Genomic DNA, 26,010 nt, shown 5'->3' on the forward strand with positions numbered 1-26,010 from the left:
GCCCTGGTAGGTGAATTCGGTGGTGACCTGGGCAAGCGAAGCGCTCGTCGCCATGACCAGCAGCGTCGTGAGAATCAGTCGATACATAAAGCCCTCTTGTGCCGTCGCCAGCGCCGGTAAACATTACGCCGCCGCGGGATGGGTTGATATGGCAACCGGAGGATTGCTTGCACACTCTTCGCTATGCGCGTGCGGGCGACCCCCGTCTTGTTGCGGAGCGAGAAGGCTTGATGCTCTCAAACACCAATGGTTCGATGCTTGTAAAAATCGGACATGCGAGGGTTTTACGGGAGCGGCTTGGTGCGCGCTCCGCGAGGATCGGTGGGATTGACTTAGCCGATCAGTTCCGCCATCAACGCCTTCTGCGTGTGCAGGCGATTTTCGGCTTCGTCGAGGGCGACGCAGTAGTCGGCGTCCATCACGCCGTCGGTAGCCTTGATGTTGCGTCTGAGCGGCAGGCAATGGCTGAAGCGGGCGTTGTCGGTCAGGGCCATTTTCTCTTCGTCGACGATGAAGTGGCGGTAAGGCTCGCGCAGCTTCGCTTCCTCGTCGGGCCGGCCGTAGAAAGGCAGCGCGCCCCAGCTCTTGGCGTAGACGAAGTCGGCGCCCGAGTAGGCCGACTCGATGGCAGTGGTGACTTCCAGGGAGCCGCCCGACGCTTCGCACTGCCGGTCGGCGGCGTCCATGAACTGCTCATCCAGGCGATAGGCCTCGTCGGGGATGAGCATGCGGATGTTCATGCCGAACTTGCTCGCGATCAGCAAGGCGGAGTTGGCCACGGCAGTGTTGAGCGGGCGCGGGTGCCAGGTCCAGGTCAGCACGAAGGTCTTGCCGACGGGTGAACCGATGTGGTCCTGGACGGTGCGCATCAGCGCCAGTTCCTGGCAGGGGTGGACGATGGTTTCCATGTTGATCACCGGCACACTGGCGTACTGCGCCAGCGAGCGGATCACCTTGTCCTGCCGATCTTCCTGCCAGTCCTTGAACAGCGGAAAGGCGCGCAGGGCGATAGCGTCGCAGTAGCGCGAGAGTACCCCGGCAACCTCGGCGATATGCTCCTCGGCATCGCCGTCCATGACCACACCCGTTTCGAATTCGATGCCCCAGGCGCCCTTGCCGGGTTCCAGCACCACCGCATGCGCGCCCAGTTCGTGCACGCCAACCTCGAACGAGGCGCGCGTGCGCAGCGAGGGATTGAGAAACAGCAGGGCCACCGATCGCCCGGCCAGCGGACGACCGGATTCGCCTTCGCGCCACAGGCGCGCACGGTCGAGCAACGCCTGAAGCTCGTCACGGGACCAATCGATCGTATTGAGAAAATGTCGCATGTCAGTGGTCTTCGCCCTTTCCTTGCTCGTGCACTTTCGCGCATGCCTGGATCGGTTGCAGTGCGGCCAGGCCCGCATTGTGCGGTCGAGTATGCCCTCGCGAACTTGATCGGGGCAAGCTGGTAGCAGCGCCCTCAGGCTCGTCGTGCCTCGCTCCCATCCATGCCGTCAATTTCGAGGCGATTGCGACCCGCTTCCTTGGCACGGTAGAGGGCGCGATCGGCGCGTGCCAGCCAGGACTGCGGGTCGGGCCCGTTCAGCGAGGCCACCCCGATGGAAACCCTGACCGGTCCGCCAGGTCCGTAAAGGTGCTTGCGTAAATGAGCGTGAAGTTTCGACAAGGCGGACACCAGCCCATGCTCATCGGTATCGGGCAGGAGCAACACGAATTCCTCCCCGCCCATCCGGAAAACCTGGTCCTGGTCGCGCATGTGCGATCGGACCTGCCGGACCAATTCGATCAGCACCTGGTCGCCGGCGTCATGCCCATAGGTGTCGTTGACGGCCTTGAAGTGGTCGAGATCGAGTAACGCCAACCCGGCCGGCTCACGATCCTCCTGGAAACGCTTGACGCATTCGTCCAGTGCGGTGCGCAGGCCCAGGCGGTTGCCGGCGCCCGTCAGGGGATCGCTCCTGGCAATCGAAGCCAGCTGGCGGCGTTGCATCTGTGTCCAGGTGGCAAAGATCAGACCGAAGATGCTCACCAGCACGCCGGTTGTCACGAAACTCCACAGATCAACGGTTGTATCGAACCGCCCGCTGAACAGTGCGGTGAGCACCAGCGTTCCGACGGCGCTAAGGGAGCCGAAAACGCGGTCAGCCAGCAAGAACCCGGCACTCAGAATGGGAAATGCCCACATCACGCTGATGCTGCCGAAGATCACCAGAACCAGATAGCCGAAGGTGACAATCAGGGCCAATACACGAGCGGCCAGGCGCGTTCGCCCGCTCTTCCAGGCATAAGCCACCAGGGCGACAATGATGCCCACCAGAACGACATCGCCGGTACCGGTCTGCCAATCGCCCACGAAATAGCGATACACCGCCAGCGGCAGAATTCCCAGAACGGTACACAGGCCGAACAGGCTGATGATGGCCAGACGAAAGTCCGAGCGCAGGCGCTGACGTCCTCGCTGGCGCCGCCTCGAGGGGGATAGTGCAATACGTTCGTGCTTGCTGCGATCTACCAAACGATGCTCCGAACAGGCAATCGATACAGATACTTGACGCCGCTGACCGAAGCGCCGATGCTTGGACTTCTCGATTCAATCATCATCGACACGAAGGACATGACATGGGCATTGAAGTAAGCGGTTTACTGGGCCTGATCTGGCTGATCATCATCATCTGGGCCATCATCAAGACCGCCCAGAGCCATGCCGGAACCGGCGCCAAGGTTCTCTGGATTCTTCTGCTTCTGCTCCTGCCGCTGCTCGGGCTGATCCTCTGGCTGCTGCTGGGGCCCAAAGGGTAGCACTCTTTGCCGGTAGCGCTTTCCATCCCGAAGGCGGGGCTGATGAACCATGAGTGAGGCGGCAACACCCGAGGACCTGCTGGCATTCTGGTTCGGTGAAGCTCGCGACCGCCCGGAGGCCATCGGCGACCGCATGGCATTCTGGTTCAAGCCGAGCACGGCCGACGACGCGGCCGTGCGTGAGCAATTCGAGACGACCATGCGGCAAGCAGCCGCGGACTTGCTGACAGACTGGCTTCCCACGCCCCAGGGCCGGCTCGCACTGATCCTGGCCCTGGACCAGGCCCCTCGCGTGATATTCCGCCGCAAGCCCCGGGCCTTCGCTTACGACGGCCGGGCCCTGGCGCTCACGCTCGCCGGAATCACCGGCGGCATCGATCGCGAATACGGACTGGCCGAGCGTGCGTTTTTCTATATACCGCTGCAGCACAGCGAAGATTCGCTGGTGCAGGAACAGTCGGTAAGACTGTACGAACAGCTGGTCTCGGATTTCCCGGAACACGCCGACATGGCCGGCGGATTCCTGAAACACGCACGCGAGCACGCCGCCATCATCGAGCGCTTCGGGCGTTATCCGCACCGCAACGAGGTGCTGGGCCGTAAGAGCACCGAAGCGGAGCTGAACTTTCTCGAGAACGGCCCGCGCTACGGCCAATAGCGCCGCTTGCCCTCAATCCTGGACGGTCAACCGGGCGAAGCGCCGCTTGCCCACCTGAAGCACGCCCTCGAAACCGGCCCCGAGTACGCGATCACGGTCTTCGACCTTCTCACCGTCGATCTTGACCGCACCCTGCTTGATCATGCGAAAGGCTTCCGAATTCGACGCGGTCAGCCCGCAGGCGGTCAGGGCCGCGGCGATACCGATGCCGCCGTCTTCGGCCGGCAGGGTCTTTTCCGGCATGTCCTCGGGCATCTGGCCGCCGCGGAAGCGGGCGATGAACCGATCTCGCGCCTTCTCCCCGGCGCCTTCACCATGGAAGCGATCGACGATTTCCATCGCCAGGGCGAACTTGGCGTCGCGCGGATTGCCGCCGTCGGCCACCGCCTGCTGCAATGCCTCGATATCCTCGATCGGGCGGAAGCTGAGCAATTCGAAATAGCGCCACATCAATTCGTCGGAAATGCTCATCAACTTGCCGAACATGTCGTCGGCCGACTCGTTGATGCCGACGTAGTTGTCGAGCGACTTCGACATCTTCTGCACGCCGTCGGTACCTTCCAGCAAGGGCCAGGTGATGATGACCTGCGGCGCCTGGCCGGCTTGCTGCTGCAGCTGGCGGCCGACGAGCAGATTGAACTTCTGGTCGGTGCCGCCCATTTCGATGTCGGCCTTGAGGGCGACCGAGTCATGGCCCTGCACCAGCGGATAGAGAAATTCGTGGATGGCGATGGCCTGGTTGGCCCGATAGCGTTTTTCGAAATCGTCGCGCTCGAGCATGCGCGCGACCGTGTGTTGCGACGCCAGGCGGATCATGTCGGCCGCGCTCATGTCGGAGAACCACTCCGAATTGAAGCGCACTTCGGTCTTGTCGCGATCGAGGATCTTGAACACCTGTTCGCGGTAGGTCTGGGCATTCGCCCGTACGTCGTCCTCGGTCAGCGGCTTGCGCGTGACGTTCTTGCCGGTGGGATCACCGATCATGCCGGTGAAATCGCCGATCAGGAAGATCACCGTGTGGCCGGCATCCTGGAAACGCCGCATGGCATTGAGGATCACGGTATGGCCGAGATGCAGATCGGGTGCGGTGGGATCGAAACCCACCTTGATGCGTAGCGGGCGTCCTTCGTCGAGGCGTTTTTCAAGCTCGTCGACCTGAATGATCTCGGCGGCACCGCGGATTATTTCTTTGATATCCGTCACTTTGTAGCGTAATCCATGCTGTCATGTCTGCAATCCCGGGCTCGCCAACATTGACTTGCCGGGCCAATCATCGGTAATGTTAACGGGTTTGAAGCCCCCATTCGTCAGTGCATGAGCAGAAAATCAATGGCCACAGCCGGTCGATCCCGATCGCGCCCCTCGTTTCAGGAGCTGAGCGATTCGGTTGTCGCTATCGGCAAAGGGGCTGCTCGACACTGCTCGCGCGCCCTGCGTGAACGACCGCATTTCAGCCTGGCCGCCGTCGCACTGATCGCGCTGGGCGTTGTCATCTCGATGATTCCCAGCGGACCGAAGGGCTCTCCGGCAGCCAGCGTGAAGCCCCTGGAACTGCCGCAACTGAGCGCTTCCGAATCCGAGTTGGCGCAACCACGAGTGTTGACAGCCTCCGTGGGCAGCCATCCGGCCCCGGCGGCGGAGCGGGAAGCCCCCGCCGAATCGTGGCAAATCGTCGAGATCGAGCCCGGCCAGACGCTTGAACGGGTATTCCGGGACCTGGGCCTGAGTGCCGGCCTGCTGCACGAAATCGTCACGACGACCGAGCAGACGCGCAACCTGGCGCGAATCCGGCCCGGCGACGAATTCGCTTTCGACATCCATCCCGAGAAAGGCTTTCGCGCCCTGCGAACCGAACTCGACGAGGAAGCCTGGCTGTTCGTCGAACGCGCCGAAGACGGCCTGGTCACCCGCACCGAGCCGCGCCATGTAGAACGCCGTATCGTGGAGGCGTCGGGCACCATCAACACCTCGCTCTACAACGATGCGCGCGAGGCCGGCTTGTCGGACGACATGATCATGCGCCTGGCCACCATTTTCGGCTGGGACATCGACTTCGCCCTCGACATTCGCGACGGCGACCACTTTGCGCTCATCTACGAGGAAGTCTGGCGCGAAGGCGAATTCCTGCGAGACGGCAACATCCTGGCCGCCCGCTTCATCAATCGCGGCGAAAGCTTCGAAGCGGTGCGCTTCGACGCCGGCAACGGGCCCGATTTCTTCGCTCCCGACGGCCGGCCCATGCGCAAGGCCTTTTTGCGCACGCCGCTGAACTTCGCCCGGGTGTCGTCCAATTTCAACCCACGCCGCCTGCATCCGGTGACCCGACGCGTCAGGCCGCACAACGGCACCGATTACGCCGCGAATACCGGCACGCCGGTCTGGGCCTCAGGCGATGGCACCGTCATCAAGGCCGGCTACACGCGGGCCAACGGCAACTACATCTTCATCAAGCACGGCAACAACATCGTCACGCGCTATCTCCACCTGTCGAAGAAGGTGGTTCAACGGGGCGATCGCGTGCGCCAGGGCCAGACCATCGGCCACGTCGGCTCGACCGGCCTGGCCACGGGACCGCACCTGCACTACGAGTTCCTGCTCAACGGCGTTCACCGCAATCCACGCACGGTCGACCTGCCGCCGGCCGATCCGCTGCCGGCCGAGCACATGGAAGACTTCAGCCGTGTCGGAGAGGGCCTGCTGGCCCGCCTGGATGCCCTGGCACCCCCCGACGCCATGCTGGCCAGCCGCGAAGTCGACGGCGGCTGCAAGTCGGTCGAAAGCAGCTGCTGAATGACAATCTCGCCAGCCGGCGAGGGATATTACGTCGGGCTGATTTCCGGCACCAGCATGGACGGCATCGATGCCGTCGTTGTCGCGTTCGATTCCGAATGGCCCACGCTGCTGGCCGCCCTCACGCATCCCTTCGATGACGACCTGCGCGCGTCGCTCGATGCCGTGCGCCTGGACCCCGATCGGTTTCCCGTTGCCCGGATTGGCGCACTGGACGCCATTCTGGGGGAGCGCTTTGCCGAGGCGGCGCTGTCCGTCATCGATGCGGCCGGGCTGAAGCCGGTCGACGTGACCGCCGTGGGGTCACACGGCCAGACCATCGTCCACCATGCCGAGGCCGATCCCCCCTTCACGCTGCAAATCGGCGACCCCCATCGCATTGCGGCACAAACCGGCATCACCACGGTGGCCGATTTCCGCCGCGCCGACCTCGCCGCCGGCGGGCAGGGCGCGCCGCTGGCGCCGCTACTGCACCAGGCGCTGTTTTCAAGCGAGACCGAGTGCCGCGCCGTCGTAAACCTGGGCGGCATCGCCAATGTCACCCTGCTCGCGCCCGGCCGCGAAGTCATCGGATTCGATACGGGCCCGGCCAACTGCTTCCTGGATGCCTGGTATCGAAGCCATCGCGATGAAGGACGATTCGACACAAACGGGCGATGGGCGGCTTCCGGCAGGGTCGATCCCGCCTGGCTGGAAGCGCTGATGAACGATCCCTATTTCCAGCAGCCCGCGCCGAAAAGCACGGGCATCGAGTACTTCAGCCCGGGCTGGCTGAAGGAACGCCTGCCGTCCTGGGCCGAGGCCCGGCCGGCGGATATCCAAGCCACCCTGGCCGAGTTGTCGGCCCGAAGCCTGGCCGAGGCATTGCAAGCGGCCAGCGACGATGTCGTGGATCGAGTCATCGTCTGCGGCGGTGGCGCGGCCAATACCCACCTGGTCGAACGCCTGGGACAAAATCTGGGCGGCATCCCGATCGTCGCCAGCGATGCCTTCGGACTGCCCGCCGATCACGTGGAAGCCACACTGTTCGCGTGGCTGGCGCGGACTCGCCTGCGCGAACAGCGCATTGACACACCCCCGATTACCGGCGCACGTCATGCTGTTCTGTCCGGAAGCGTGAATCAGCCCTAGGATTCCTGACCAGCCACCCGCTCGCCGGTGTAATGACGGCTCATCAGCCACAGGATCAGCAGGATTACGGGAATACCCAGCGCCGAGGCGTAGACGAAGAAGAACACGTAGCCGGCGTTGTCGACGATCCAGCCCGAGGGGCCGCCCAGCAGCTTGCCGGGTAGCGTCATGAACGAGCTGAACAGGGCGTACTGCGTGGCCGTGTAGCGCCGGCTGACCAGCGAGGACAGCCAGGCGATGAACACCGTGGCCGACAGGCCGTTGGCCAGGTTGTCGGCGCCGATGGTCATGAACAGCGCCCACAACTCGGGACCGATGGTCGCCAGCCAGGCGAAGAGCAGGTTGGTCACCGCCACGATGACGGCTGCGGCCAGCAGCATGGGCATCAGTCCATACCGGGCCACCAGGATGCCGCCGAGCAGGCCGCCGGCGATGGTCATGAAAATACCGAACACGTTGGTGACCGTGGCGATCTCGCTGAGCGTGAAGCCCAGGTCCAGATAAAGCGGGTTGGCCATGGCGGCCATGGAAAGATCGGAAACCTTGAACAGCCCCACCAGGGCCAGCACCGGCAGCGCCATCCAGCCGTTGCGGCGGAAGAAGTCCGCCAGGGGGGCGACCACCGCACCGGTCAGCCAGGCGCCAAGGTCCTGGAGACGCCCCTTCAGTCGCGAGCGCTCACGGTAGCCGATCACCAGCGGGTCCTGCTCGATGTCGAGCCGCTCGAGCGAGGTCGGTTCGGGCGAGATCAGCACGGCCACGACCCCGACCAGCACCAGCGCACTCATGCACAGGTAGGCCAGCGTCCAGGTGGCGAAGTCGGCGATATAGAGCGCACCGGCGCCGGTCGCGAGGATGGCCATTCGGTAGCCCAGCACGTAAGTGCCGGCCAGCGCGGCCTGGAACTCGTTGCTGTCGGACTCGATCCGGAAGGCGTCGATGGTGATGTCCTGGGTCGCGGCCGAGAAAGCGACCAGCAAGGCCAGCAGCGCCATCTGGGTGAGCTGCGAATCGGGATCGGTCAGTGCCATCCCCGCCAGCCCGACCATGATGCCGACCTGCGCCAGCAGCATCCAGCCGCGGCGCTGGCCGAAAACGCGGGTCATCAGCGGCAGGCGCACGCGATCGACCACGGGCGACCAGAACACCTTGACCGAGTAGGTGATGCCGATCCAGGCGAAAAAACCGATGGCCGTTCTCGACACACCCTCGTCCCGCAGCCAGGCGGTCAGGGTGGAGAACACCAGCATGAACGGCAGGCCGGCGGAAAACCCCAGCAGCAGCATGCGCAGGACCGTCGGACGGGTGTAGACCCCCCATGCCCGCCGCCAGCGCTCGCCGGCGGTTTCAGTCGTCATAGTCGAGGATCAGCGGCGCGTGGTCGGAAAAGTTCTCGTCGGTGTAGATCTCGGCCGAGCGGGCACGATCGGCCAGGCCCTTCGTCGCGACCTGATAGTCGATTCGCCACCCCACGTTCTTCTCGCGGGCGCGGCCGCGCTGCGACCACCAGGTGAAACGGTCCGGGTTGGGGTCGACCTGGCGGAAGGCGTCGACCATGCCGACGGGCCCGAACACCTCGTCGAGCCAGGCCCGTTCCTCGGGCAGGAAGCCCGAATTCTTCTGGTTGGCCTTCCAGTTCTTGAGGTCGATTTCCTTGTGCGCGATATTCCAGTCACCACAGATGACATAGTCGCGGTCGTGACCGGCCAGTTCCTCGAGATGCGGGTGCAGGCGCTCCATGCAACGGTACTTGAACTGCTGGCGCTCGTCCTTCGACGTGCCCGAGGGCAGGTAGAGCGAAACCACGCTCAGGTTCTCGAAATCGGCCTGCAGCCAGCGCCCTTCCCGGTCGAATTCTTCCCAGCCCAGGCCGTAGACCACCCGCACCGGCTGGTGCTTCGAATACAGCGCCACGCCGGAGTAGCCCTTCTTTTCGGCGTCGTGGTAATAGCAGTGGTAGCCGATCGGGAAGAAATCGCGGTCGGCCAGCTGCCAGTGCTGGGCCTTGGTTTCCTGGATGCAGACGAAATCGGCATCCTGCTTCTTCAGCCAGTCAAAGAAGCCCTTGCGGTGGGCGGCCCGAATCCCGTTGGCGTTGAGCGAGATAATGCGCATGGTCGAGGGTCGTCATTGCCGAGTGGCGGCCAATGATAACCTGCGACCGCCATCCTGCAGCAGGCATGCGGGTACCGGGGCCTGACTACGGCTCGATCACCACTGACAATCCGTCGGCCAGGCGATCGCCGGGGTGCGTCACCACGCGTTCTCCCGCCGTCAGGCCGGACAGTATCTGCGTTCGCAGCTCGCCCTGCCTTCCCGGCTCGACGTTTCGTTGCGACAAACGCCCGTTCTCGACGACGAAGACCTGCCACGCCCCGCCGGCCCGGAACAGGGCGCTGGCCGGGATCTGCAACACGTCTTCACCGGCCCACAGCACGAAACGCGCCTCCACCCGGAAACCGACTCCCAGTTCACTCCACTGGTCTCTTGGCGTGGTGATCTCGACCAGCACCGGAACGCGCTGCTCCTCCACGCCGAGGGCCGAGACACGCATGAAACCAGCCGGCTCGACGCGCCGGACCCGGCCTTCGAGCGGATACCCGCCACCCCAGTTTTCGATCATGACCTCGGTGCCGGCACGCACGCGCACGGCATCCATGCTCAGCAGGTCGACACGCACTTCGAGTTCCTCGAGCCGGCCGATTTCGAGCACCGGCGCGCCGGCCTGGATCACGCCCTCGCAGCAACGTTCACGGGAAAGGATCATGCCGCCAACGGGTGCGGCCACCCGCAGCACTTGGCCGCTGTCACCGCTGCGTTCGCCTTCGGCAATATCGAGCACGGCGCGCGCATTCTCGACCTCGAAGCCGGCTGCTTCCACCGATGCGCGCGCCCCGGCCAGCGCCGATTCCGCCCTTGATACGGCGTTCTCGGCCCGTTCCAGCTCGCTTTCGGAGACCAGCGAGCGCTCGAAGAGCTTGCGAATACGCCGCAGTTCACTCTCGGCCAGATCCAGGTCGGCTTCGCGGTTGCCACGCTCGGCCCGGGCGGCCTCCAGGCGCGCCTGCGCGGCCGCCAGCGAGTCGCGCGCCTGCTCACGCATCCGTGCATCCAGCGCCGGTGCCGGCGGTGGCTCGAGCTCGAAAACGGTATCACCGGCGGCAACGGTATCGCCGGGCTCGAGTACGACCCGGTGCAGATAACCGCCGATGGGAGCCGACACGACGTAGGTATCGCGCAGATACGTGCGCCCCTCTTCCTCGACCGTTTCCGAAAGCGGCGCACGTTGCACCTCGGCCGTCGTCACCACCACGGGCGATGGTCGTAGCGACCAGACCAGCAACGCCAGAAGCGCCAGTGCGGCCAAAGTGAGCAGGATCTTTCTCTGTTTGGTCATGTTTTCTACTCTATTCCACCGATTTCAGTGCCGTCACCATGTCCAGGCGCAACAACCGCGGCGCGATCAGCACGGCCGAAAGTAAAGCCGCCGCCAGCACACCTGCCGCGGAGAACGCGTAGGCCTGGCGGGAGATGACGAAGGGGATACGGAACATGTCCATCGCGATGGCTTCCGTCAGGATCCAGGCCAGGGCGGTTCCCAGCAACCAGCCGAGCGGGATGGCCATCAACGTCAACACCACCAGCTCCCCGATCAGTATCCAGGCGACTTCGCCGCGCCCGAACCCCAGCACCCGCAGCGTGGCCAGCTCGCGCTCTCTCTCGGCGAAGGCGATCCGGGCACTGTTGTAGACCACGGCGAAGGCGATCGAGGCGGCCAGCAACAGCATCACGCTCATCATGCCCAACGCCGTGTCCTCGATATAGCCGCGGATGTCCGTTTCGGCCCGACGGATAAGGCCGATACCAGCCACCCGCGGGACGTCGCGAAGCTCGCGATACAGCGCCTGCTCGTGCTGACGATCGAACGCCAGCCAGAAACCGGACACGGCCGGCCCCTCCCGCATCAGGCGGTTGAGCGCCGGTCGGGCCATATAGGCGCCCACACCCAACGGCTCGGCCACCACCCCGGCCAGCGGCACGTCAACGGTACGGCGATGGCCGGCCTTGAACTCCACCTCGATCAAATCACCCGGCCGGGCATCGAGATGCTCGGCCAGGTAGTCGGTCAGCACCAGGCCTTCAGCCGGTAGCTCCTGCTGCCCGCCCGCACCATCGATCAGCCCGCGGAGGGCGGGCCGTCGGGCCATGCCTTCGATGGCCGTTCGATAGTCGTGCAGGCCGTGGACCAGCCTCACCGGCACCGTCCTGAAGGGCTCGACCTGGCGTACACCGGGATAGTGGTGCAGCTCGGCCGCCGCCCGCTGGGAAGTCACTTCATTGAGATGGACGATGGCGTCCATCTTCAGGACCTTGCGGTACTGCGTGTCGATAAGCTCATCGATGGCATTGAACTGGTAGCTCCCGACAAGCAGCAGTGCGACCGACAGGGCGATGCCGAGGACCGACAGCGAGGCCTTGAGGCGATGCCGCCCCAGGTTGCGGAAGATGATGCGCGTGGGCTGGTCCAGCCAGCGACGCAGGCCGGATCGGTCCAGCCAGCCCTGCCGGAAGACGCCCGGTGCCGGCGGGCGCATGGCCTCCGCCGGCGCCAGGACAGCCGCCTCACGCACGGCACGCCAGGTGCCCAGCATGGCAGCCGCGCCCGAAACCGCCGCGCCCAGGGCGATGACCTGGGGGCGGACTTCGAAGCGCGTGTCCGGAAACCGGAAGTACTGCATGTAGAGTGCGGCCACCCAGTCGGCCGCCCAGGCCCCCGCCGCCACACCCAGGCCGAGGCCGACGAGCACGATCAGGGCGGTCAGCAGGGCGTAGTGGCGCACCAGTTCGGCATTGCTGTAGCCAAAGGCCTTGAGCACGGCCACCTGCTGGCGTTGGGTCCGCACGATTCGCCCCATGAGGACGCTGAGCAGGAAAGCCGAAACGCCGAGGAAAATCCCCGGCAGGATGACGGCCATCACGGCGAGCTGGTCGATTTCCTGCGACAGGATGCGGTGCGAGACCTGCTCGTCGCGGGCGTAGGCGCCGAGGCTGCCGTAATCGTCGAGCAGGCGGTCGAGCCCGGCAATCACCGGGGCCGGCTCCACGCCGGGCTGCAAGGTCAGCGTGACGCTATTGAACGCACCGTCCATGTCGAAGGCCCGGCCAAGCGCCCGTCGGTTCATCCACAGCACCCCGAATCGCTCGTAGTCGGGAATCAGGTCGGCGGGGCCGAGCTGGTAGACGTATTCGGGCGAGAGAACGATGCCGCTGACGGTCAGTGTTTCGAGCTGTCCGTTGATGATCGCCTGCAGGCGGTCGCCCGCACGCAAGCCGTGCGCTTCGGCGAAGGGCTCGCTGACGGCAACGGCGTCGGCGCGGCCGGAGGCCGGCAGACGCCCTTCGCGCAGGTGCAGTCGATTGATCGGCGGCTGGTTGCCGTCTGGAATGCTGATCAGCTGGCCGCTGATCGGGTCGTCGTATCCTGTAACGTCGAGTCGCACCGGGGCGATCACACGCGTGTGGACGCGGTCCACACCGTCGATGGCGGCGATGCGCGAGGCCAGGTGCTCGGGCGCGCGCTTGAGCTCGGTGAACACCTCGGCAAAGTGATAGTCACGATAGAAAGCCTGCTGGCTGTAGCGAATGGCATCCAGCGATGTCACGGCAATGATCAGGGTCATCACCCCGGCGGCGATCACCACGGCAATGGCCGCCACCTGCCCCCTCAGAACCGAGAGGTCGCGCAGGAGCTTGTGACTCAGCGCGCGCATCGGCTACCAGCTCAGGCTTGCGGGCTCGGCGCGTTCGGGATTTTCCTCGATCGCATCGATTCGGCCGTCGCGGAGGCGCACCACGCGGTCGGCCATTTCCGCAATCACGGCGTTATGCGTGATCACTACCGTGGTGGTGCCGATTTCGCGGTTGACCTGCTCGATGACTTCCAGCACGCGGATACCGGTCTTCGAGTCGAGCGCGCCGGTGGGTTCGTCGCACATCAATACGGCCGGTCGCTTTGCGACGGCGCGGGCGATGGCCACACGCTGCTGCTCACCGCCGGACAGCTGCGAGGGAAAGTGATCGCGCCGGTCTTCCAGTCCGACCAGGCGCAAGGCCTCGATCGGCGACATCGGATCACGCGCGATATCGGTGACCACGGCCACGTTCTCGAGCGCGGTCAGGCTGGGAATCATGTTGTAGAACTGGAACACGAAGCCGACGTGATCACGCCGGAACCGGGTCAGCCCGCGTTCGCCGCCGGCGCCCAGCAATTCACCCCGATAGTGAACGGTACCCTCGGTGGGCGCGTCGAGGCCGCCGAGGATGTTGAGCAGGGTCGACTTGCCCGAACCGGAAGCACCGAGCATGACCACCAGTTCACCGGCATAGAGATCGAGGTCGACACCGCGCAGGGCGTGAATGGCGACCTCCCCCATCTGGTACACCCGGGTCAGCCCCCGAGCTTCGAAGACCACCGACCCATCGCCGTGCATCCGTTCCATCCATGCTCCCCGCATCTGGATGTGTCCAGCATAGGACAGACCCGCGCCAAGTGCATGATCTTAATCAACTAGAATATGGAGCATGCTCAAGCCCTGGACGACCCGTTTTCTCGAGCTCGCGCACGAACGCGAGGCACTGCGTTTCGGCCGCTTCACCCTGAAGTCCGGGCGTGAAAGCCCGTACTTCTTCAACGCCGGCGAATTCAGTAGCGGGACGGCCATCGATACGCTCTCGCGCTGCTATGCCGATGCCATCGTCGATGCCGGCATCGAATTCGACATGCTCTTCGGCCCGGCCTACAAGGGCATTCCGCTGGCCACGGCCGTGGCCCTGAGCCTGTCCCGGGATCACGACATCGACGTGCCGTTCGCCTACAATCGCAAGGAAACCAAGGACCACGGCGAGGGCGGAGCGCTGGTCGGCGCACCCCTGTCGGGGCGCGTACTGATCGTCGACGACGTGATTTCGGCCGGCACCTCCATCGGCGAGGCGCTCGACATCATTGCCGACGCCGGCGCCGAGGCAGCAGGCGTGGCCATCGCCCTGGACCGCCAGGAACGCGGGAGCGAGGACGAACGCTCGGCCGTCCAGGCTGTCGAATCCCGTGGATTGCAGGTGGTGTCGATCGCCAGCCTGCAGGATCTCATCGAGTGGCTGGCCTCACACGATAACCCGCCGGCAACGCTCGATAACGTGATTGGCTACCAACAACGCTACGGCGCCTGAATTCGACCATGCTGCATCGCATCCCGCTTCTCCTGTTACTCCTGTCGGCACTGCTCCTGGCTGCGCCCGCGGCCGAGGCCCAGTCCGTGTATCGCTGGGTCGACGATGAGGGCAAAACCCACTATGGCCAGACCGTTCCCCCGCGGTACAAGGATTACGGTTACGTCCGCCTGGGCCCGGACGGCACCATTCGTGATCGTGTCGAGCCCGCGTTGAGTCCCGAGGAAATCGCCGAGCGTCGCCGACAGCGGGCCGAGCGGGAGAAGCGCGAATCCGAGGAACGCAGCCAGGAATCGCGTGATCGCATGCTGCTGGCCACTTACAACAGCGAGGAAGAACTGCAGCAGTCACTGCAACTGCAGTTGGCGGGTATCGAGAGCCAGCGCAGCTCGACCCGAAAGGCACTTGAACTCGTGGAAAAACGGTTCGAGAGCCTGGTCGGCCGGGCGGCTGAACTCAACCGCGAGGGCCAGGCGGTGCCCGAGACCCTCAAGACGCGCATCGAGGAAACCCGTGGAGAACTGCGCGGTCTGCGCGCCGATCTCAAGCGTCTCGACGAGAGAGAGGCCGAGGCTCGCGAAGCGTACTCGTCCAACCTCGAGCGCTATCGCGAGCTGACCTCGCGAGGCGAAGAAAGCGGCTGAGGTCACAGCCATGTTCACGCGCTGCCCGGCCTGCCAGGCCGTCTACGAGCTTCAGGCCAATGTCCTGGCCGAAGCTGCCGGTGTGGTTCGCTGTGGCAATTGCGGCAAGACCTTCAACAGCCTCTCCGAACTGTTCGAACATCATCCCGATCAGTCGACCGAGCCCCTGCGAGGCGGCGGAATGCCGCCCATGCTCGAACACCCAGACATGGTTCAGGCCGAGCTACCGGTCGAATACTTCGACGATACCGACGACCAGCCTGAAGACACGTCGGCTGTCGAGCCCCTGCCAGGCTTCGAAAGCGAGCTGCAGGACGACAACCGGCGCCCCTGGCTTTGGCCGGCGATCAGCGCCGCGCTACTGGCATTGCTGGTGATCCAGCTTTGGTCATTCTGGCAGACACCGGGCTCACCCATTGCGCACTGGCTCGGGAGTGCCGCACAACCCGATGCCGGCCTCGATCCCAACGAGACCATCCAGATCGTCTCGCGCGACCTGCATCCACACCCGAGCCTCGATGACGCGGTCGTCATCAGCGCCAGCTTGCACAACCAGGCTGAGACGGCCGTGCCTTTTCCGATCGTGGAGGTACGTTTCTTCGATGCCAGCCAACAGGTACTGGGTGTACGACGACTGCGGCCGGAAGAATATGTCCGTGATAGCGGGGTGATCGAGCGCGGCCTGCCGGCCGGCGTGGTCATGCCGGTGCTGCTGGAATTTGTCGTCGGCACGAGCGATCCGGCCGGGTTTCAAATGCGTTTTCATTAGGGAGTTCCCGGACCAGTTGTGCTATGGTTTTCCGTCCACCGCAATGGTGGAACGATCCAAGCCTTTCGAGGGATGCATAGTTTGTCCGAGAAGCAGCCAGATCAGGGACCGTGCCTGCACGAATTTGTGCGCTGTGTCGTCCGCCAGTATCTCGACGACATGGGCGAGACACCGCCGGACAACCTGCACAGCCTGATCATGGGTGAATCCGAGCGCGCCCTTGTCCAGACAGTGCTCGAGCACACCGACGGCAACCAGTCGCGGGCAGCCGAAATTCTGGGCATCACCCGCACCACGTTGCGCAACCGTATCCGTCGCTACGGCCTGGAATAACCCCTGTCCGGAGCAGTCTTGCTGATGAACGAATCGAATCCACGCTGGGCCCTGCTGAGCGTTTCCGACAAGCGCGGGCTGGTGGAACTTGCGCGCCGGCTCGAACAGGCCGGATTCGGACTGCTGTCGACCGGCGGAACCGCGGGCGCGCTCACCGAAGCCGGCCTCACCGTGACGGAGGTCAGCGAGCTATCCGGATTCCCCGAGATCATGGGCGGGCGCGTGAAGACCCTGAACCCGAAGATCCACGGCGGCATTCTGGGCCGGCGGGATAGTGACGTTGAGGTCATGAAGGAACACGGGATCGACCGCATCGACGTCGTCGTGGTCAATCTCTACCCATTTGCCGAGACCGTGGCGCGACCGGACTGCACGCTCGAGGAGGCCGTCGAGAACATCGATATCGGCGGGCCCGCCCTGCTGCGCGCCGCCGCCAAGAACCACCGCGATGTCTGTGTGCTGTGCGATCCCGACGACTACTCGGCGTTTATCGAATCACTGCCCGAGCTGCCCGACGAACGTGCTCGGCGCGAACTGGCCACGCGCGCCTTCGCCCACACTTGCACCTACGACGGCCAGATCAGCCAGTGGCTGTCGGATCACGATTCCGACAGCGAACTGCCACCACGGATCAACCTGGCACTCGACGCAATCCAGCCGCTGCGCTACGGGGAAAACCCGCATCAGGCGGCTGGCGTCTACCGGGTTCGAGGGCAGGGCGCTCACGGGCTGGCCGGATGTCAGCCGTTGCAGGGCAAGGGCTTGAGCTACAACAACCTGCTCGATGCCGACGCCGCCTGGGCCGGTGTGAGAAGCCTGGGCGAGCAAGCAGCCTGCGTGATCGTCAAGCACACCAACCCCTGCGGTGCCGCCCAGGGTGACAGTATTGCCGAAGCCTACGACAAGGCGTTCGCCTGCGACCCGACTTCGGCCTTCGGCGGCATCATCGCGGTCAACCGGGAAGTCGACGCCGAATTGGCCGCTCGGTTGCTCAAGCAGTTCATGGAAGTGCTGATCGCCCCGTCGGTCAGCGCACAAGCGCGCGAAATGCTGGCCGCCAAGCCCAACGTGCGCGTACTCACGCCGGGCGATACTGCGCCGCAGCCGCTGGAGCTGCACGCCATCGACGGCGGCTGGCTGGTGCAGTCGAGCGACGACTGGCAAAGCGTGCCGCAGCTCGAGATTGTCACCGAGCGTGCCCCCGACGATGCCGAGTTAGACGACCTGCGCTTCGCCTGGGCGGCCGTGCGCCTGGTGCGCTCCAACGCCATCGTCTATGCGAAAGACCGGGCCACGGTGGGCATCGGCGCCGGCCAGATGAGCCGTGTCGACTCCGCCCGCTTCGCCGCGCTCAAGGCCGAGGCCGCCGGGCTCTCCCTGGAGGGCGCCGTAATGGCCTCGGACGCCTTCTTCCCTTTCGCCGACAGCATCGAAGCCGCCGCCGAACGCGGCATCCGCGCGGTGATCCAGCCGGGCGGCTCGAAGCGCGATCAGGAAGTCATCGACGCCTGCAACAACCACGGCATCGCGATGGTGTTGACGGGGCGGCGACATTTTCGTCATTAGTACGAGCCGGCAACACATCAAACGCAACGGCTTCGGGGCGATGCCGAAAATTCGAAATCACAAGCACCAAAAAGGAAAATCAAACTCGAAATTCGAATATCGAAATCCGAAACAAGCACGAAGCACGAAATTCGAAACGAAAAACATCAGCTCGCAGCATTTCGCACTTGGGTTTTCGAATTTGTTTCGGATTTGAGATTTCGGATTTCGAATTTCGCTCTCCCGAAAGCCCCTTTCGCGCCAGGGTGCCGCGGTACAATGAGTTGGCGCAAACATCCCGGATAGCACACCAATGAAGCTTCTCGTCGTCGGCGGTGGTGGTCGTGAGCATGCGTTGGCCTGGAAGCTGGCGCAGTCGGAGAAGGTCAGAGAAGTCATCGTCGCGCCCGGCAATGCCGGCACTGCCTCCGAACCGGGCATGCGCAATGCCGATGTGGGCGCCGAGGATATCGACGGCCTGATCGAACTGGCAAAGTCGGAGTCGGTCGGGCTGACCGTGGTCGGCCCCGAGGCGCCGCTGGCCGCGGGCATCGTCGATCGTTTCCAGGCCGCCGGCCTGGCGTGCTTCGGCCCGAGTGCCGACGCCGCGCGGCTGGAATCGTCCAAGGCCTTCGCCAAGGACTTCATGTCCCGACACGACATTCCCACCGGCGCTTTCGGCGTGGTCGACGACGTCGAGGAAGGCATGGAAATGATTCACGGCATCGGCCTGCCGGTGGTGCTCAAGGCCGACGGCCTGGCCGCCGGCAAGGGCGTGGTCATCGTCGAAACCGAGAAACAGGCGCGTGCCACGCTCGAGGACATGCTCTCCGGCGAGGCCTTCGGCAAGGCCGGCCGGCGTGTCGTCATCGAGGAGTTCCTGGTGGGCGAGGAAGCGAGCTTCATCGTCGTCGCCGGCGGCAAGCAATATCTGTCCATGGCCTCGAGCCAGGATCACAAGCGCCGCGACGACGACGACCGCGGCCCCAACACCGGGGGCATGGGGGCCTATTCGCCCGCCCCGGTGGTCGACGAGGACGTGCACCGCAGGATCATCGACGACATCATCGAACCCGCGCTCGACGGCCTGGCCACGGACGGGTGGCCGTTTACCGGCTTTCTCTACGCCGGGGTGATGCTCACCGCTACCGGCCCCAAGGTACTCGAATTCAACGTGCGCTTCGGCGACCCCGAAACCCAGCCGATCATGCTCAGGCTCAAGTCCGACCTGGTCGAGATCATCGAACACGCGATCGACGGCACGCTCGACAGGATCAGCCCCGAGTGGGACGAGCGTACCGCCCTGGCGGTGGTCATGGCCGCCGGGGGCTATCCCGGCAGCTACGAGAAGGGCCGACCTATCACCGGCCTGAAGTCCGACTTTCCCGAAGACGTGAAAGTCTTCCACGCCGGCACGGCACTGGACGACCAGGGACGGGTGGTCACCAGCGGCGGGCGCGTCCTCGCCCTGTGCGCCCTGGGCGACACGCCGAAGAAGGCCCAGGCCCGCGCCTACCAGTGGATCGCCCAGATCGGCTTCGAAGACGCCTTTTATCGATCGGATATCGGCTTCCGCGCCATCGGCAGGGGCTGAGGCTGCATGGACGTCAGCCACCTGCTCGAGGAGCTCAACGACGCACAGCGCGAGGCCGTGACGGCCGAGGACGGGCACGTGCTGGTGCTCGCCGGGGCCGGGTCGGGCAAGACGCGCGTATTGGTGCACCGGATCGCCTGGCTGATCCAGGTCCACCACGTCAGTCCCATGGGCCTGCTGGCGGTGACTTTCACCAACAAGGCTGCCGGCGAGATGCGTGCGCGCGTCGGGCAGTTGCTGGGCCTGCGGCCCGACGGGCTGTGGATCGGCACTTTCCACGGCATCTGCCACCGCATCCTGCGGATGCACGCCGACGAGGCCGGCCTGCCGGAGACCTTCCAGATTCTCGACAGCGAGGATCAGTATCGACTGATCCGGCGCGTGATCCGCGACATGGAACTCGACGAGGGCGAATATCCCGCCCGCCCCATGCAGGGCTTCATCAACCATCACAAGGACGAAGGGCGCCGGCCCGAACACATCGAGCCCTTCGACAATCCGCATGCGCTCACCCAGGTGGCGGTCTACCGCAACTACCAGGACTATTGCGAGCGCTCCGGCCTGGTGGACTTCGCCGAGCTGCTGCTGCGTACGCTCGAACTGCTGCGCGACAACCCGGCGCGGCAGCAGCAATACCGCGACCGCTTCGGCCACATCCTGATCGACGAATTCCAGGACACCAACAAGCTGCAGTACGCGCTGGTGCGCATCATCGCCGGGGACCGGGCGCGCCTGTTCGTCGTCGGTGACGACGACCAATCGATCTACGGCTGGCGCGGCGCGCGGGTGGAGAACGTCTCCGACTTCGCGCGCGACTTCGACCCGGCCGTCATCCGGCTGGAGCAGAACTACCGTTCGACCGCCACGATCCTCGAGGCCGCCAACCGGGTCATTGCCAACAACGACGAGCGCATGGGCAAGAACCTCTGGACCGAGGGCGAGCAGGGTGAACCGATTCGGGTCTTTTCGGCCTTCAGCGCCGAGGAAGAAGCCGAGTTCGTGGTCGCGCGCATCCGCGACTGGCTGGAGCAAGGCGGCGCGGCCTCGGAGGCGGCGGTCCTTTATCGTTCCAACGCCCAGTCGCGCCTGTTCGAGCACCAGTTGCTTGCCGAAGGCATTCCCTATCGCGTCTACGGCGGCCAGCGCTTCTTCGAGCGCGCCGAGATCAAGGACGCCATGGGCTATCTCAGGCTGGTGCACAACCGCGACGACGACCCGGCCTTCGAGCGCGTGGTCAACGTGCCCTCGCGCGGTATCGGCGAACGGACCGTCGCCGCCATTCGCGATCACGCCCGTTCGAGCAACACCTCGCTGTTCAAGGCAGCCACCGCCATGCGCGACAGCGGCGCATTCGCCGCCCGGGCGGGCAACGCCGTCGCGCAGTTTTTGCAGATCATCAACGATCTCGATGAACGCACGCGCGAGGCCTCGCTGGGCGAGCTGATGTCGGCCATCGTGGAAACCGCCGACCTGGCGCGCTGGTATCGCCAGCGCGAGGCGCCCGATCGTGCCGAAACGCGCGAGGAAAACCTGACCGAGCTCATCCGCGCGGCCGAGACCTTCGACCAACCGCTCGAAGACGAACAGGCGGGATTGAGTCCGCTGGCCTCCTTCCTGGCCCAGGCCGCGCTGGAAGCCGGCGAACACCAGGGTGAGAAGTGGCAGGACTGCGTGCAGCTCATGACCCTGCACTCGGCCAAGGGCCTGGAGTTTCCGCTGGTGTTCCTGTCCGGCATGGAAGAAGGCCTGTTCCCGCACCAGAAGTCCACCGAGGAGCCGGGCCGGTTGTCGGAGGAGCGTCGCCTGTGCTACGTGGGCATGACCCGCGCCATGCAGCGCTTGTACCTGTCCTACGCCGAATCACGCATGTTGCACGGCCAGACTTCCACCAGCTATCCCTCGCGCTTCCTCGACGAACTGCCCGAGGAGCTGATCGAGCAGGTCCGCCCGAAGCCGGCCCGGTATGTCGGAACGGCCTTCGGTGGCGGCAGCGCCGGCGGAGCCGGTGCCGAACACGACTTCACGCTCGGCTCGACCGTCAGCCACGAGCGCTTCGGTATCGGCACCGTCGTCAACCTGGAGGGCAGCGGGGCCAACGCCCGCGTCCAGATCAACTTCGAATCCGCCGGCCAGAAATGGCTGGTGCTGTCCTACGCCAACCTCGAGCGCCTGGACTGATGGAGCCCATCGAGTTGCTCGACGGCCGTGTCTCGGGCCTGCGCTGGCGCGGGGGCGATGTGCCGGTCCTGGCGCTGCACGGCTGGCTCGACAACGCCCACTCCTTTCTGCCGCTGAGCGAGCATCTCGGCGGGCTCGACCTGGTCGCCGTCGACTTTCCCGGCCACGGGCTGTCGGCGCCGCGTCCCGACGGCGTGCGCTATCACTTTGACGACTACAGCTTCGACGTACTGGCGGTCCTCGACGACCTGGGCTGGCAGCGTGCGAACCTGCTCGGTCACTCGCTCGGCGGTGCCGTATCGACCCTGGTCGCGGCCGCCGCACCGGAGCGCGTGAACTCGATGGCCCTGATCGAAGGACTGGGACCACTTTCAGCGCCGGCCGAGAAGACCGCCGAGGGCTGGCGCAAGGCGGTGGCTCGTTCCAGGCCGAGAAACCGGCGCGTGCATGCCGGCCGTCACGACGCCGTCGCCGCCAGGCAGCAGGGCAGCGACCTGAGCGAAGCCTCGACCCGCCTGCTGGCCGAACGCGGCCTGGTCGAGGCCGACGGCGGCTGGCAATGGCGCCACGACCAGCGCCTGACCTGGCCCACCGCCCATCGCTACACCGAGCCGCAGGTCATCGATCTGCTCGCCCACATCGAAGCGCCCGTGCTCAATGTCCATTCCGATCCGGGTACCGGACTGATGAACCAGCGCATGTTCCAGCTCAGGCTGGCCGCGCTGCAGCATCGGCGGGAGACGGTGAGCTGCCCCGGCGGGCATCACCTGCACATGCTGTATCCCGAACGCATTGCCCCGAACATCCTGGAGCATTTTCATGACGCTGCCTGACAATCGCCAGAACATCCCTGCCAGGGAACGGCTGATCTTCGCCCTCGACGTGCCCGACATCGAACGGGCACGAAATCTCACCCGCCAGCTCGGCGATCATGTGCACTTCTACAAGCTCGGTCTCGAGCTCTTCCTGAGCGGTCACTACTTCGAACTGGCCGACGAGCTCAAGCAGCAGGGCAAGCGTGTCTTTGCCGACCTCAAGTTGTTCGACATTCCACCCACCGTGGGCCGGGCCACCGCGCAGCTCGCGCGCCGGGACGTCGATTTTCTGACTGTCCACGGCAACGACGGCATGCTCGCCGAGGCCGTGGCCAATCGCGGCGAGATGGGCATCCTGGCCGTGACCGCGCTGACCAGCCTGGACCAGGGCGATCTCGACGACCTGGGATTCAAGTGCGACGTTGAAAGCCTGGTGCTTTCTCGTGCGCGCCGCGCCCTGGAAATCGGTTGCACGGGCGTGATTTCTTCGGGCCTGGAAGTACCGGCCCTGCGCCGCCACGTCGACGACCGCCTGGTTGCGGTCTGCCCCGGGATCCGCCCCGTGGCCAACCGGGACGAACAAAAGCGCACACTCAGCGCCGGCGAGGCCTTCACGGCCGGCGCCGACTACATCGTGGTGGGCCGCCCGATCCGCGACGCCGAGGAACCGGCGGCAGCCGCCGCCGGCATTCAGGAAGAAATCGCACAGTATTTCGGTTAGGCGCCGGTGTACTTTTGACCCGATAATCGGTTTCTGCCGGTTACCGGGCTTTCGTCGCCTCCCGCGCGCCATTCGGCATCGGCGGCCGGATGGTAAACTTGCCGCCCCGAATCGCAACCCTGTCATGCAGCGACTCAGTTCCCCAAACGGCTTGCCCGCGCGTCTTTACGGCGTCTGGCTGCACCTGCTCCGGCGCATTCTGCACTGGTGGGTCCGTTCCACCGTACTGCCCGAAGACCTGTCGGAACTGGAAATCGACCCCGACCGACCAGTTTTCTATGTACTGGACACGTATGCGCTGTCCTCGCTGCTGATCGTCGAGGAAGTCTGCCGCAAGCTCGACTGGCCCGGGCCGGGTGAGACCTTCCGCGTCGGCGATGGCGTCCTCTCGCGCTCTTACAGCGCGTCGCGGCGCTCCGGAGGCTTCATCATCCGTCGACCCCAGCGGCGGCGCCATCCGCAGATGCTGCGCCAGTTGATCGAGCGCGCCGATGCCGATGAACTCGCTCGCGTTCAGATCGTTCCGGTGACCGTGCTGATCGGGCGCGCTCCGGACAAGGAAGAGAGCATCTTCAAGATCCTGTTCTCCGAAAACTGGGGTATGGCAGGGCGCATCCGGCGATTGTTTTCGACCTTCATCAACGGCCGTGCAACCATGGTTCAGTTCGGCAAGCCGTTGGATGTCGGTCAGGTTCTCGAAGAAACCGAGGACAGTTCGCAGGCGCTGGGGCGTATCAGCCGGGTGTTGCGGGTTCATTTCAAGCGTGTGCGCACCGCCGCCATCGGGCCCGACCGCTCCCACCGGCGCACGCTGGTCGAACGGGTGATTCGTTCGGAGTCCGTGCAACAGGCCATCGCGGCCAAGGCCCGTCGTGACGACATCAGCCAGGAAAAGGCCGAGCTGTTCGCACGCAAGTACGCCCGCGAGATCGCCGCGGATTATTCCTACGCCTTCATTCGCATTCTCGACCTTCTGCTGACCTGGTTCTGGAACCGCATCTACCGCGGTGTGATCGTCAACCATTTCAGCCAGTTCCGCGAGGCGCAGGACGGGCACGAAGTCGTCTACGTGCCCTGTCACCGCAGCCACATCGATTACATGCTGCTGTCCTACCTGCTCTACCACCGGGGCTTCGTGCCGCCGCATATCGCCGCCGGCGTGAATCTCAACATGCCGCTGATCGGCCCCTTGTTGCGCCGCGGCGGTGCATTCTTCCTGCGCCGCTCCTTTCGTTCGCAACCGCTTTATGCCGCGGTATTCAATCAGTACGTCACACTCATTCTCGACCGCGGCGTCGCCATGGAATACTTCATCGAGGGCACGCGCTCGCGTACCGGCCGGCTGCTGCCGCCGCGCGCCGGCATGCTCTCGATTACCGTGCGCGCCTTCCTGCGCGACCCTTCCAGGCCGCTTCTGTTCCAGCCCGTCTACATCGGCTACGAGCGACTGGCCGAGGGCAACGCCTATATCTCGGAGCTGTCGGGCCAGCAGAAGAAACCCGAATCGCTGTCGGACTTCCGCAATGTAATCAACATCCTGCGCAAGAACTACGGCGAGGTGACGGTCAGTTTCGGTGAGCCGATCAAACTCGAGTCCGTTCTCGACACGCACAAGCCGGAATGGCGCGAGGAGAAGCTGGAGAACGGCAGCAAGCCCCCGTGGCTCGGCCTGGTGGTCGATGACCTCGCCCACGGAATCATGGTCAACATCAATCGCTCGGCCGATTTCAATCCGGTCAATCTGCTGGCCACTGCATTGCTCGCCAGTCGCAAGCACGCCCTCGACGAAGACGACCTCGTAAAGATGATCGGCGTGCTCAAGAACGTGGTCCGCCTGACCAGCTATTCAGACCGGGTCACCATCACGCGAATGACTCCCGGCCAGGTGATCGAGTATGGCCTGGAACTGGGCATCGTGGAGCGCCATGAGCATCGCCTCGGCAACATCATCCGCACGGACGCCACGACGGCCCTGTTGTTGACCTATTTCCGGAACAACACCGCGCACCTTCTGGCCATCACTTCATGGATCGCCTGCTGCTTCCTCAATACGCAACGTGTGCGCCGCTCGCGACTACGGACCCTCAGCCGGACCGTCTACCCCTTCCTTCAACGCGAGCTTTTCCTGCCCTGGTCCGAAGACGAACTCGACAACGTCGTCGAACGCTGCATCGATTCGTTGATCGAACTCGAATTGCTGCGCGCCTCCGGCGACGATTTACAGCGTGCGCCAGGAGGCAGCGATCAAAGCTACTATCTGCGGTTGCTGGGCGGTTCGCTGCTGCAGACCTTCGAGCGCTACTTCATCACCATGGCCGTGCTGGTCAAGAACGGCTCGGGCCGGCTCACTCGCCGACAGCTCGAGCAACTTTGCATCCTCTCGGCCCAGCGCATCTCCCTGCTGCACGAATTCCAGGCACCCGAGTTCTACGATCGCACCCTTTTCCGCCAGTTCATCGAGGCGATGTTCGACAGCGGTTTCCTCTCGCGCGACGAGGACAACTGCCTGCTGTTCGGGCGGCAACTCGAGAGCTTCGCCCGCGACGCCAAACTGGTGCTCAGCAAGGAGATCCGGCACACCATCATCCAGGTGACACCAGGGTTGCTGGAGTTGACCGGGAAGGACGGGTAGGTCGGGGACTTGTCCCCGGCAGACGTTGTTTCGGGGCGCGTTAGGTATTGTGCCGTTGGGTGGTTTCACGCGACCGCGCGCGGTGCGGGTCCCGACAAGTCAACTGCTGTTCCGCCCGCCTGCTCCGCAGGCTGATGGCGGGTAACTTTTCTCTTGCGCGAGAAAAGTCAC

Annotated in this window: 22 protein-coding genes; 14 read left to right on the top strand and 8 right to left on the bottom strand. The window is 64.6% G+C overall.

The window, feature by feature from the left end:
- Positions 1 to 332: 332 nt before the first annotated feature.
- Positions 333 to 1,328: an N-acetylornithine carbamoyltransferase gene (locus tag DZK26_RS00745; RefSeq protein WP_116899074.1), complete on the bottom strand. Its 996-nt coding sequence runs from the start codon at positions 1,326 to 1,328 to the stop codon at positions 333 to 335.
- Between the two features lie 134 nt (positions 1,329 to 1,462).
- A complete protein-coding gene (locus DZK26_RS00750; RefSeq protein WP_116899054.1) occupies positions 1,463 to 2,518 on the bottom strand; it encodes a GGDEF domain-containing protein in 1,056 nt (351 codons plus the stop codon).
- A 104-nt stretch (positions 2,519 to 2,622) separates the two neighbouring features.
- Between DZK26_RS00750 and DZK26_RS00755 the strand changes: the two genes are divergently transcribed.
- Positions 2,623 to 2,802 carry a PLDc N-terminal domain-containing protein gene (locus tag DZK26_RS00755; protein WP_116899055.1) on the top strand — a complete coding sequence of 60 codons (180 nt, stop codon included), beginning with the start codon at positions 2,623 to 2,625 and terminating at the stop codon, positions 2,800 to 2,802.
- A 49-nt stretch (positions 2,803 to 2,851) separates the two neighbouring features.
- On the top strand, positions 2,852 to 3,460 hold the full coding sequence (locus tag DZK26_RS00760; protein ID WP_116899056.1) for a DUF924 family protein: 609 nt from the start codon (positions 2,852 to 2,854) through the stop codon (positions 3,458 to 3,460).
- Positions 3,461 to 3,472: 12 nt separating this feature from the next.
- On the opposite strand, the gene tyrS is transcribed toward DZK26_RS00760, so the two are convergent.
- On the bottom strand, positions 3,473 to 4,663 hold the full coding sequence (gene tyrS / locus DZK26_RS00765) for a tyrosine--tRNA ligase (protein WP_116899057.1): 1,191 nt from the start codon (positions 4,661 to 4,663) through the stop codon (positions 3,473 to 3,475).
- A 126-nt stretch (positions 4,664 to 4,789) separates the two neighbouring features.
- Between tyrS and DZK26_RS00770 the strand changes: the two genes are divergently transcribed.
- Positions 4,790 to 6,250, top strand: coding sequence for an OapA family protein (locus tag DZK26_RS00770; RefSeq protein WP_181918472.1), 1,461 nt, complete (start codon positions 4,790 to 4,792; stop codon positions 6,248 to 6,250).
- A complete protein-coding gene (locus tag DZK26_RS00775) occupies positions 6,251 to 7,381 on the top strand; it encodes an anhydro-N-acetylmuramic acid kinase (protein WP_116899059.1) in 1,131 nt (376 codons plus the stop codon). It begins immediately after the preceding gene.
- Here the strand turns inward: DZK26_RS00775 and DZK26_RS00780 are convergent.
- From DZK26_RS00780 to DZK26_RS00800, 5 genes are all read right to left on the bottom strand, one after another.
- Positions 7,378 to 8,739, bottom strand: coding sequence for an AmpG family muropeptide MFS transporter (locus DZK26_RS00780; protein WP_116899060.1), 1,362 nt, complete (start codon positions 8,737 to 8,739; stop codon positions 7,378 to 7,380). The two genes, DZK26_RS00775 and DZK26_RS00780, sit on opposite strands and share 4 nt — an antisense overlap.
- Positions 8,729 to 9,496, bottom strand: a complete 768-nt coding sequence (locus DZK26_RS00785) for an exodeoxyribonuclease III (protein ID WP_116899061.1) — start codon at positions 9,494 to 9,496, stop codon at positions 8,729 to 8,731. Before DZK26_RS00785 ends, DZK26_RS00780 begins: the two co-directional genes overlap by 11 nt.
- 85 nt (positions 9,497 to 9,581) lie before the next feature.
- On the bottom strand, positions 9,582 to 10,778 hold the full coding sequence (locus tag DZK26_RS00790; RefSeq protein WP_116899062.1) for an efflux RND transporter periplasmic adaptor subunit: 1,197 nt from the start codon (positions 10,776 to 10,778) through the stop codon (positions 9,582 to 9,584).
- Positions 10,779 to 10,788: 10 nt separating this feature from the next.
- The gene (locus tag DZK26_RS00795) at positions 10,789 to 13,152 is read right to left on the bottom strand and encodes an ABC transporter permease (RefSeq protein ID WP_116899063.1); all 2,364 of its coding nucleotides are present in this window, start codon (positions 13,150 to 13,152) and stop codon (positions 10,789 to 10,791) included.
- A 3-nt stretch (positions 13,153 to 13,155) separates the two neighbouring features.
- Positions 13,156 to 13,881 (bottom strand): ABC transporter ATP-binding protein, encoded by a 726-nt coding sequence (locus DZK26_RS00800; RefSeq protein ID WP_116899064.1) that lies wholly within the window; start codon positions 13,879 to 13,881, stop codon positions 13,156 to 13,158.
- 82 nt (positions 13,882 to 13,963) lie between these two features.
- Between DZK26_RS00800 and pyrE the strand changes: the two genes are divergently transcribed.
- The 10 genes from pyrE to plsB all read left to right on the top strand — a co-directional run bounded on the left by pyrE (position 13,964) and on the right by plsB (position 25,839).
- Positions 13,964 to 14,608: an orotate phosphoribosyltransferase gene (gene pyrE, locus DZK26_RS00805; RefSeq protein ID WP_116899065.1), complete on the top strand. Its 645-nt coding sequence runs from the start codon at positions 13,964 to 13,966 to the stop codon at positions 14,606 to 14,608.
- Positions 14,609 to 14,616: 8 nt separating this feature from the next.
- On the top strand, positions 14,617 to 15,252 hold the full coding sequence (locus DZK26_RS00810; RefSeq protein WP_116899066.1) for a DUF4124 domain-containing protein: 636 nt from the start codon (positions 14,617 to 14,619) through the stop codon (positions 15,250 to 15,252).
- A gap of 10 nt (positions 15,253 to 15,262) precedes the next feature.
- A complete protein-coding gene (locus DZK26_RS00815) occupies positions 15,263 to 16,021 on the top strand; it encodes a DUF3426 domain-containing protein (protein ID WP_116899075.1) in 759 nt (252 codons plus the stop codon).
- A gap of 81 nt (positions 16,022 to 16,102) precedes the next feature.
- Positions 16,103 to 16,354: a helix-turn-helix domain-containing protein gene (locus DZK26_RS00820; protein WP_181935602.1), complete on the top strand. Its 252-nt coding sequence runs from the start codon at positions 16,103 to 16,105 to the stop codon at positions 16,352 to 16,354.
- Between the two features lie 24 nt (positions 16,355 to 16,378).
- The gene (gene purH / locus DZK26_RS00825; protein ID WP_116899068.1) at positions 16,379 to 17,920 is read left to right on the top strand and encodes a bifunctional phosphoribosylaminoimidazolecarboxamide formyltransferase/IMP cyclohydrolase; all 1,542 of its coding nucleotides are present in this window, start codon (positions 16,379 to 16,381) and stop codon (positions 17,918 to 17,920) included.
- Between the two features lie 292 nt (positions 17,921 to 18,212).
- On the top strand, positions 18,213 to 19,493 hold the full coding sequence (gene purD / locus DZK26_RS00830) for a phosphoribosylamine--glycine ligase (protein WP_116899069.1): 1,281 nt from the start codon (positions 18,213 to 18,215) through the stop codon (positions 19,491 to 19,493).
- Positions 19,494 to 19,499: 6 nt separating this feature from the next.
- Positions 19,500 to 21,671 carry a DNA helicase II gene (gene uvrD / locus DZK26_RS00835; RefSeq protein ID WP_116899070.1) on the top strand — a complete coding sequence of 724 codons (2,172 nt, stop codon included), beginning with the start codon at positions 19,500 to 19,502 and terminating at the stop codon, positions 21,669 to 21,671.
- A complete protein-coding gene (locus tag DZK26_RS00840; protein WP_181918474.1) occupies positions 21,671 to 22,504 on the top strand; it encodes an alpha/beta hydrolase in 834 nt (277 codons plus the stop codon). The genes uvrD and DZK26_RS00840 overlap by 1 nt, the downstream gene beginning before the upstream one ends.
- Positions 22,491 to 23,207 (top strand): orotidine-5'-phosphate decarboxylase, encoded by a 717-nt coding sequence (pyrF, locus tag DZK26_RS00845; protein WP_116899072.1) that lies wholly within the window; start codon positions 22,491 to 22,493, stop codon positions 23,205 to 23,207. Before DZK26_RS00840 ends, pyrF begins: the two co-directional genes overlap by 14 nt.
- Before the next feature lie 124 nt (positions 23,208 to 23,331).
- Complete coding sequence (gene plsB, locus DZK26_RS00850) at positions 23,332 to 25,839, top strand: glycerol-3-phosphate 1-O-acyltransferase PlsB (protein ID WP_116899073.1); 2,508 nt, start codon at positions 23,332 to 23,334, stop codon at positions 25,837 to 25,839.
- Positions 25,840 to 26,010 lie beyond the last annotated feature (171 nt).

It is taken from the genome of Wenzhouxiangella sp. 15190 (genome assembly GCF_003417465.1).
Taxonomy (GTDB): domain Bacteria; phylum Pseudomonadota; class Gammaproteobacteria; order Xanthomonadales; family Wenzhouxiangellaceae; genus Wenzhouxiangella.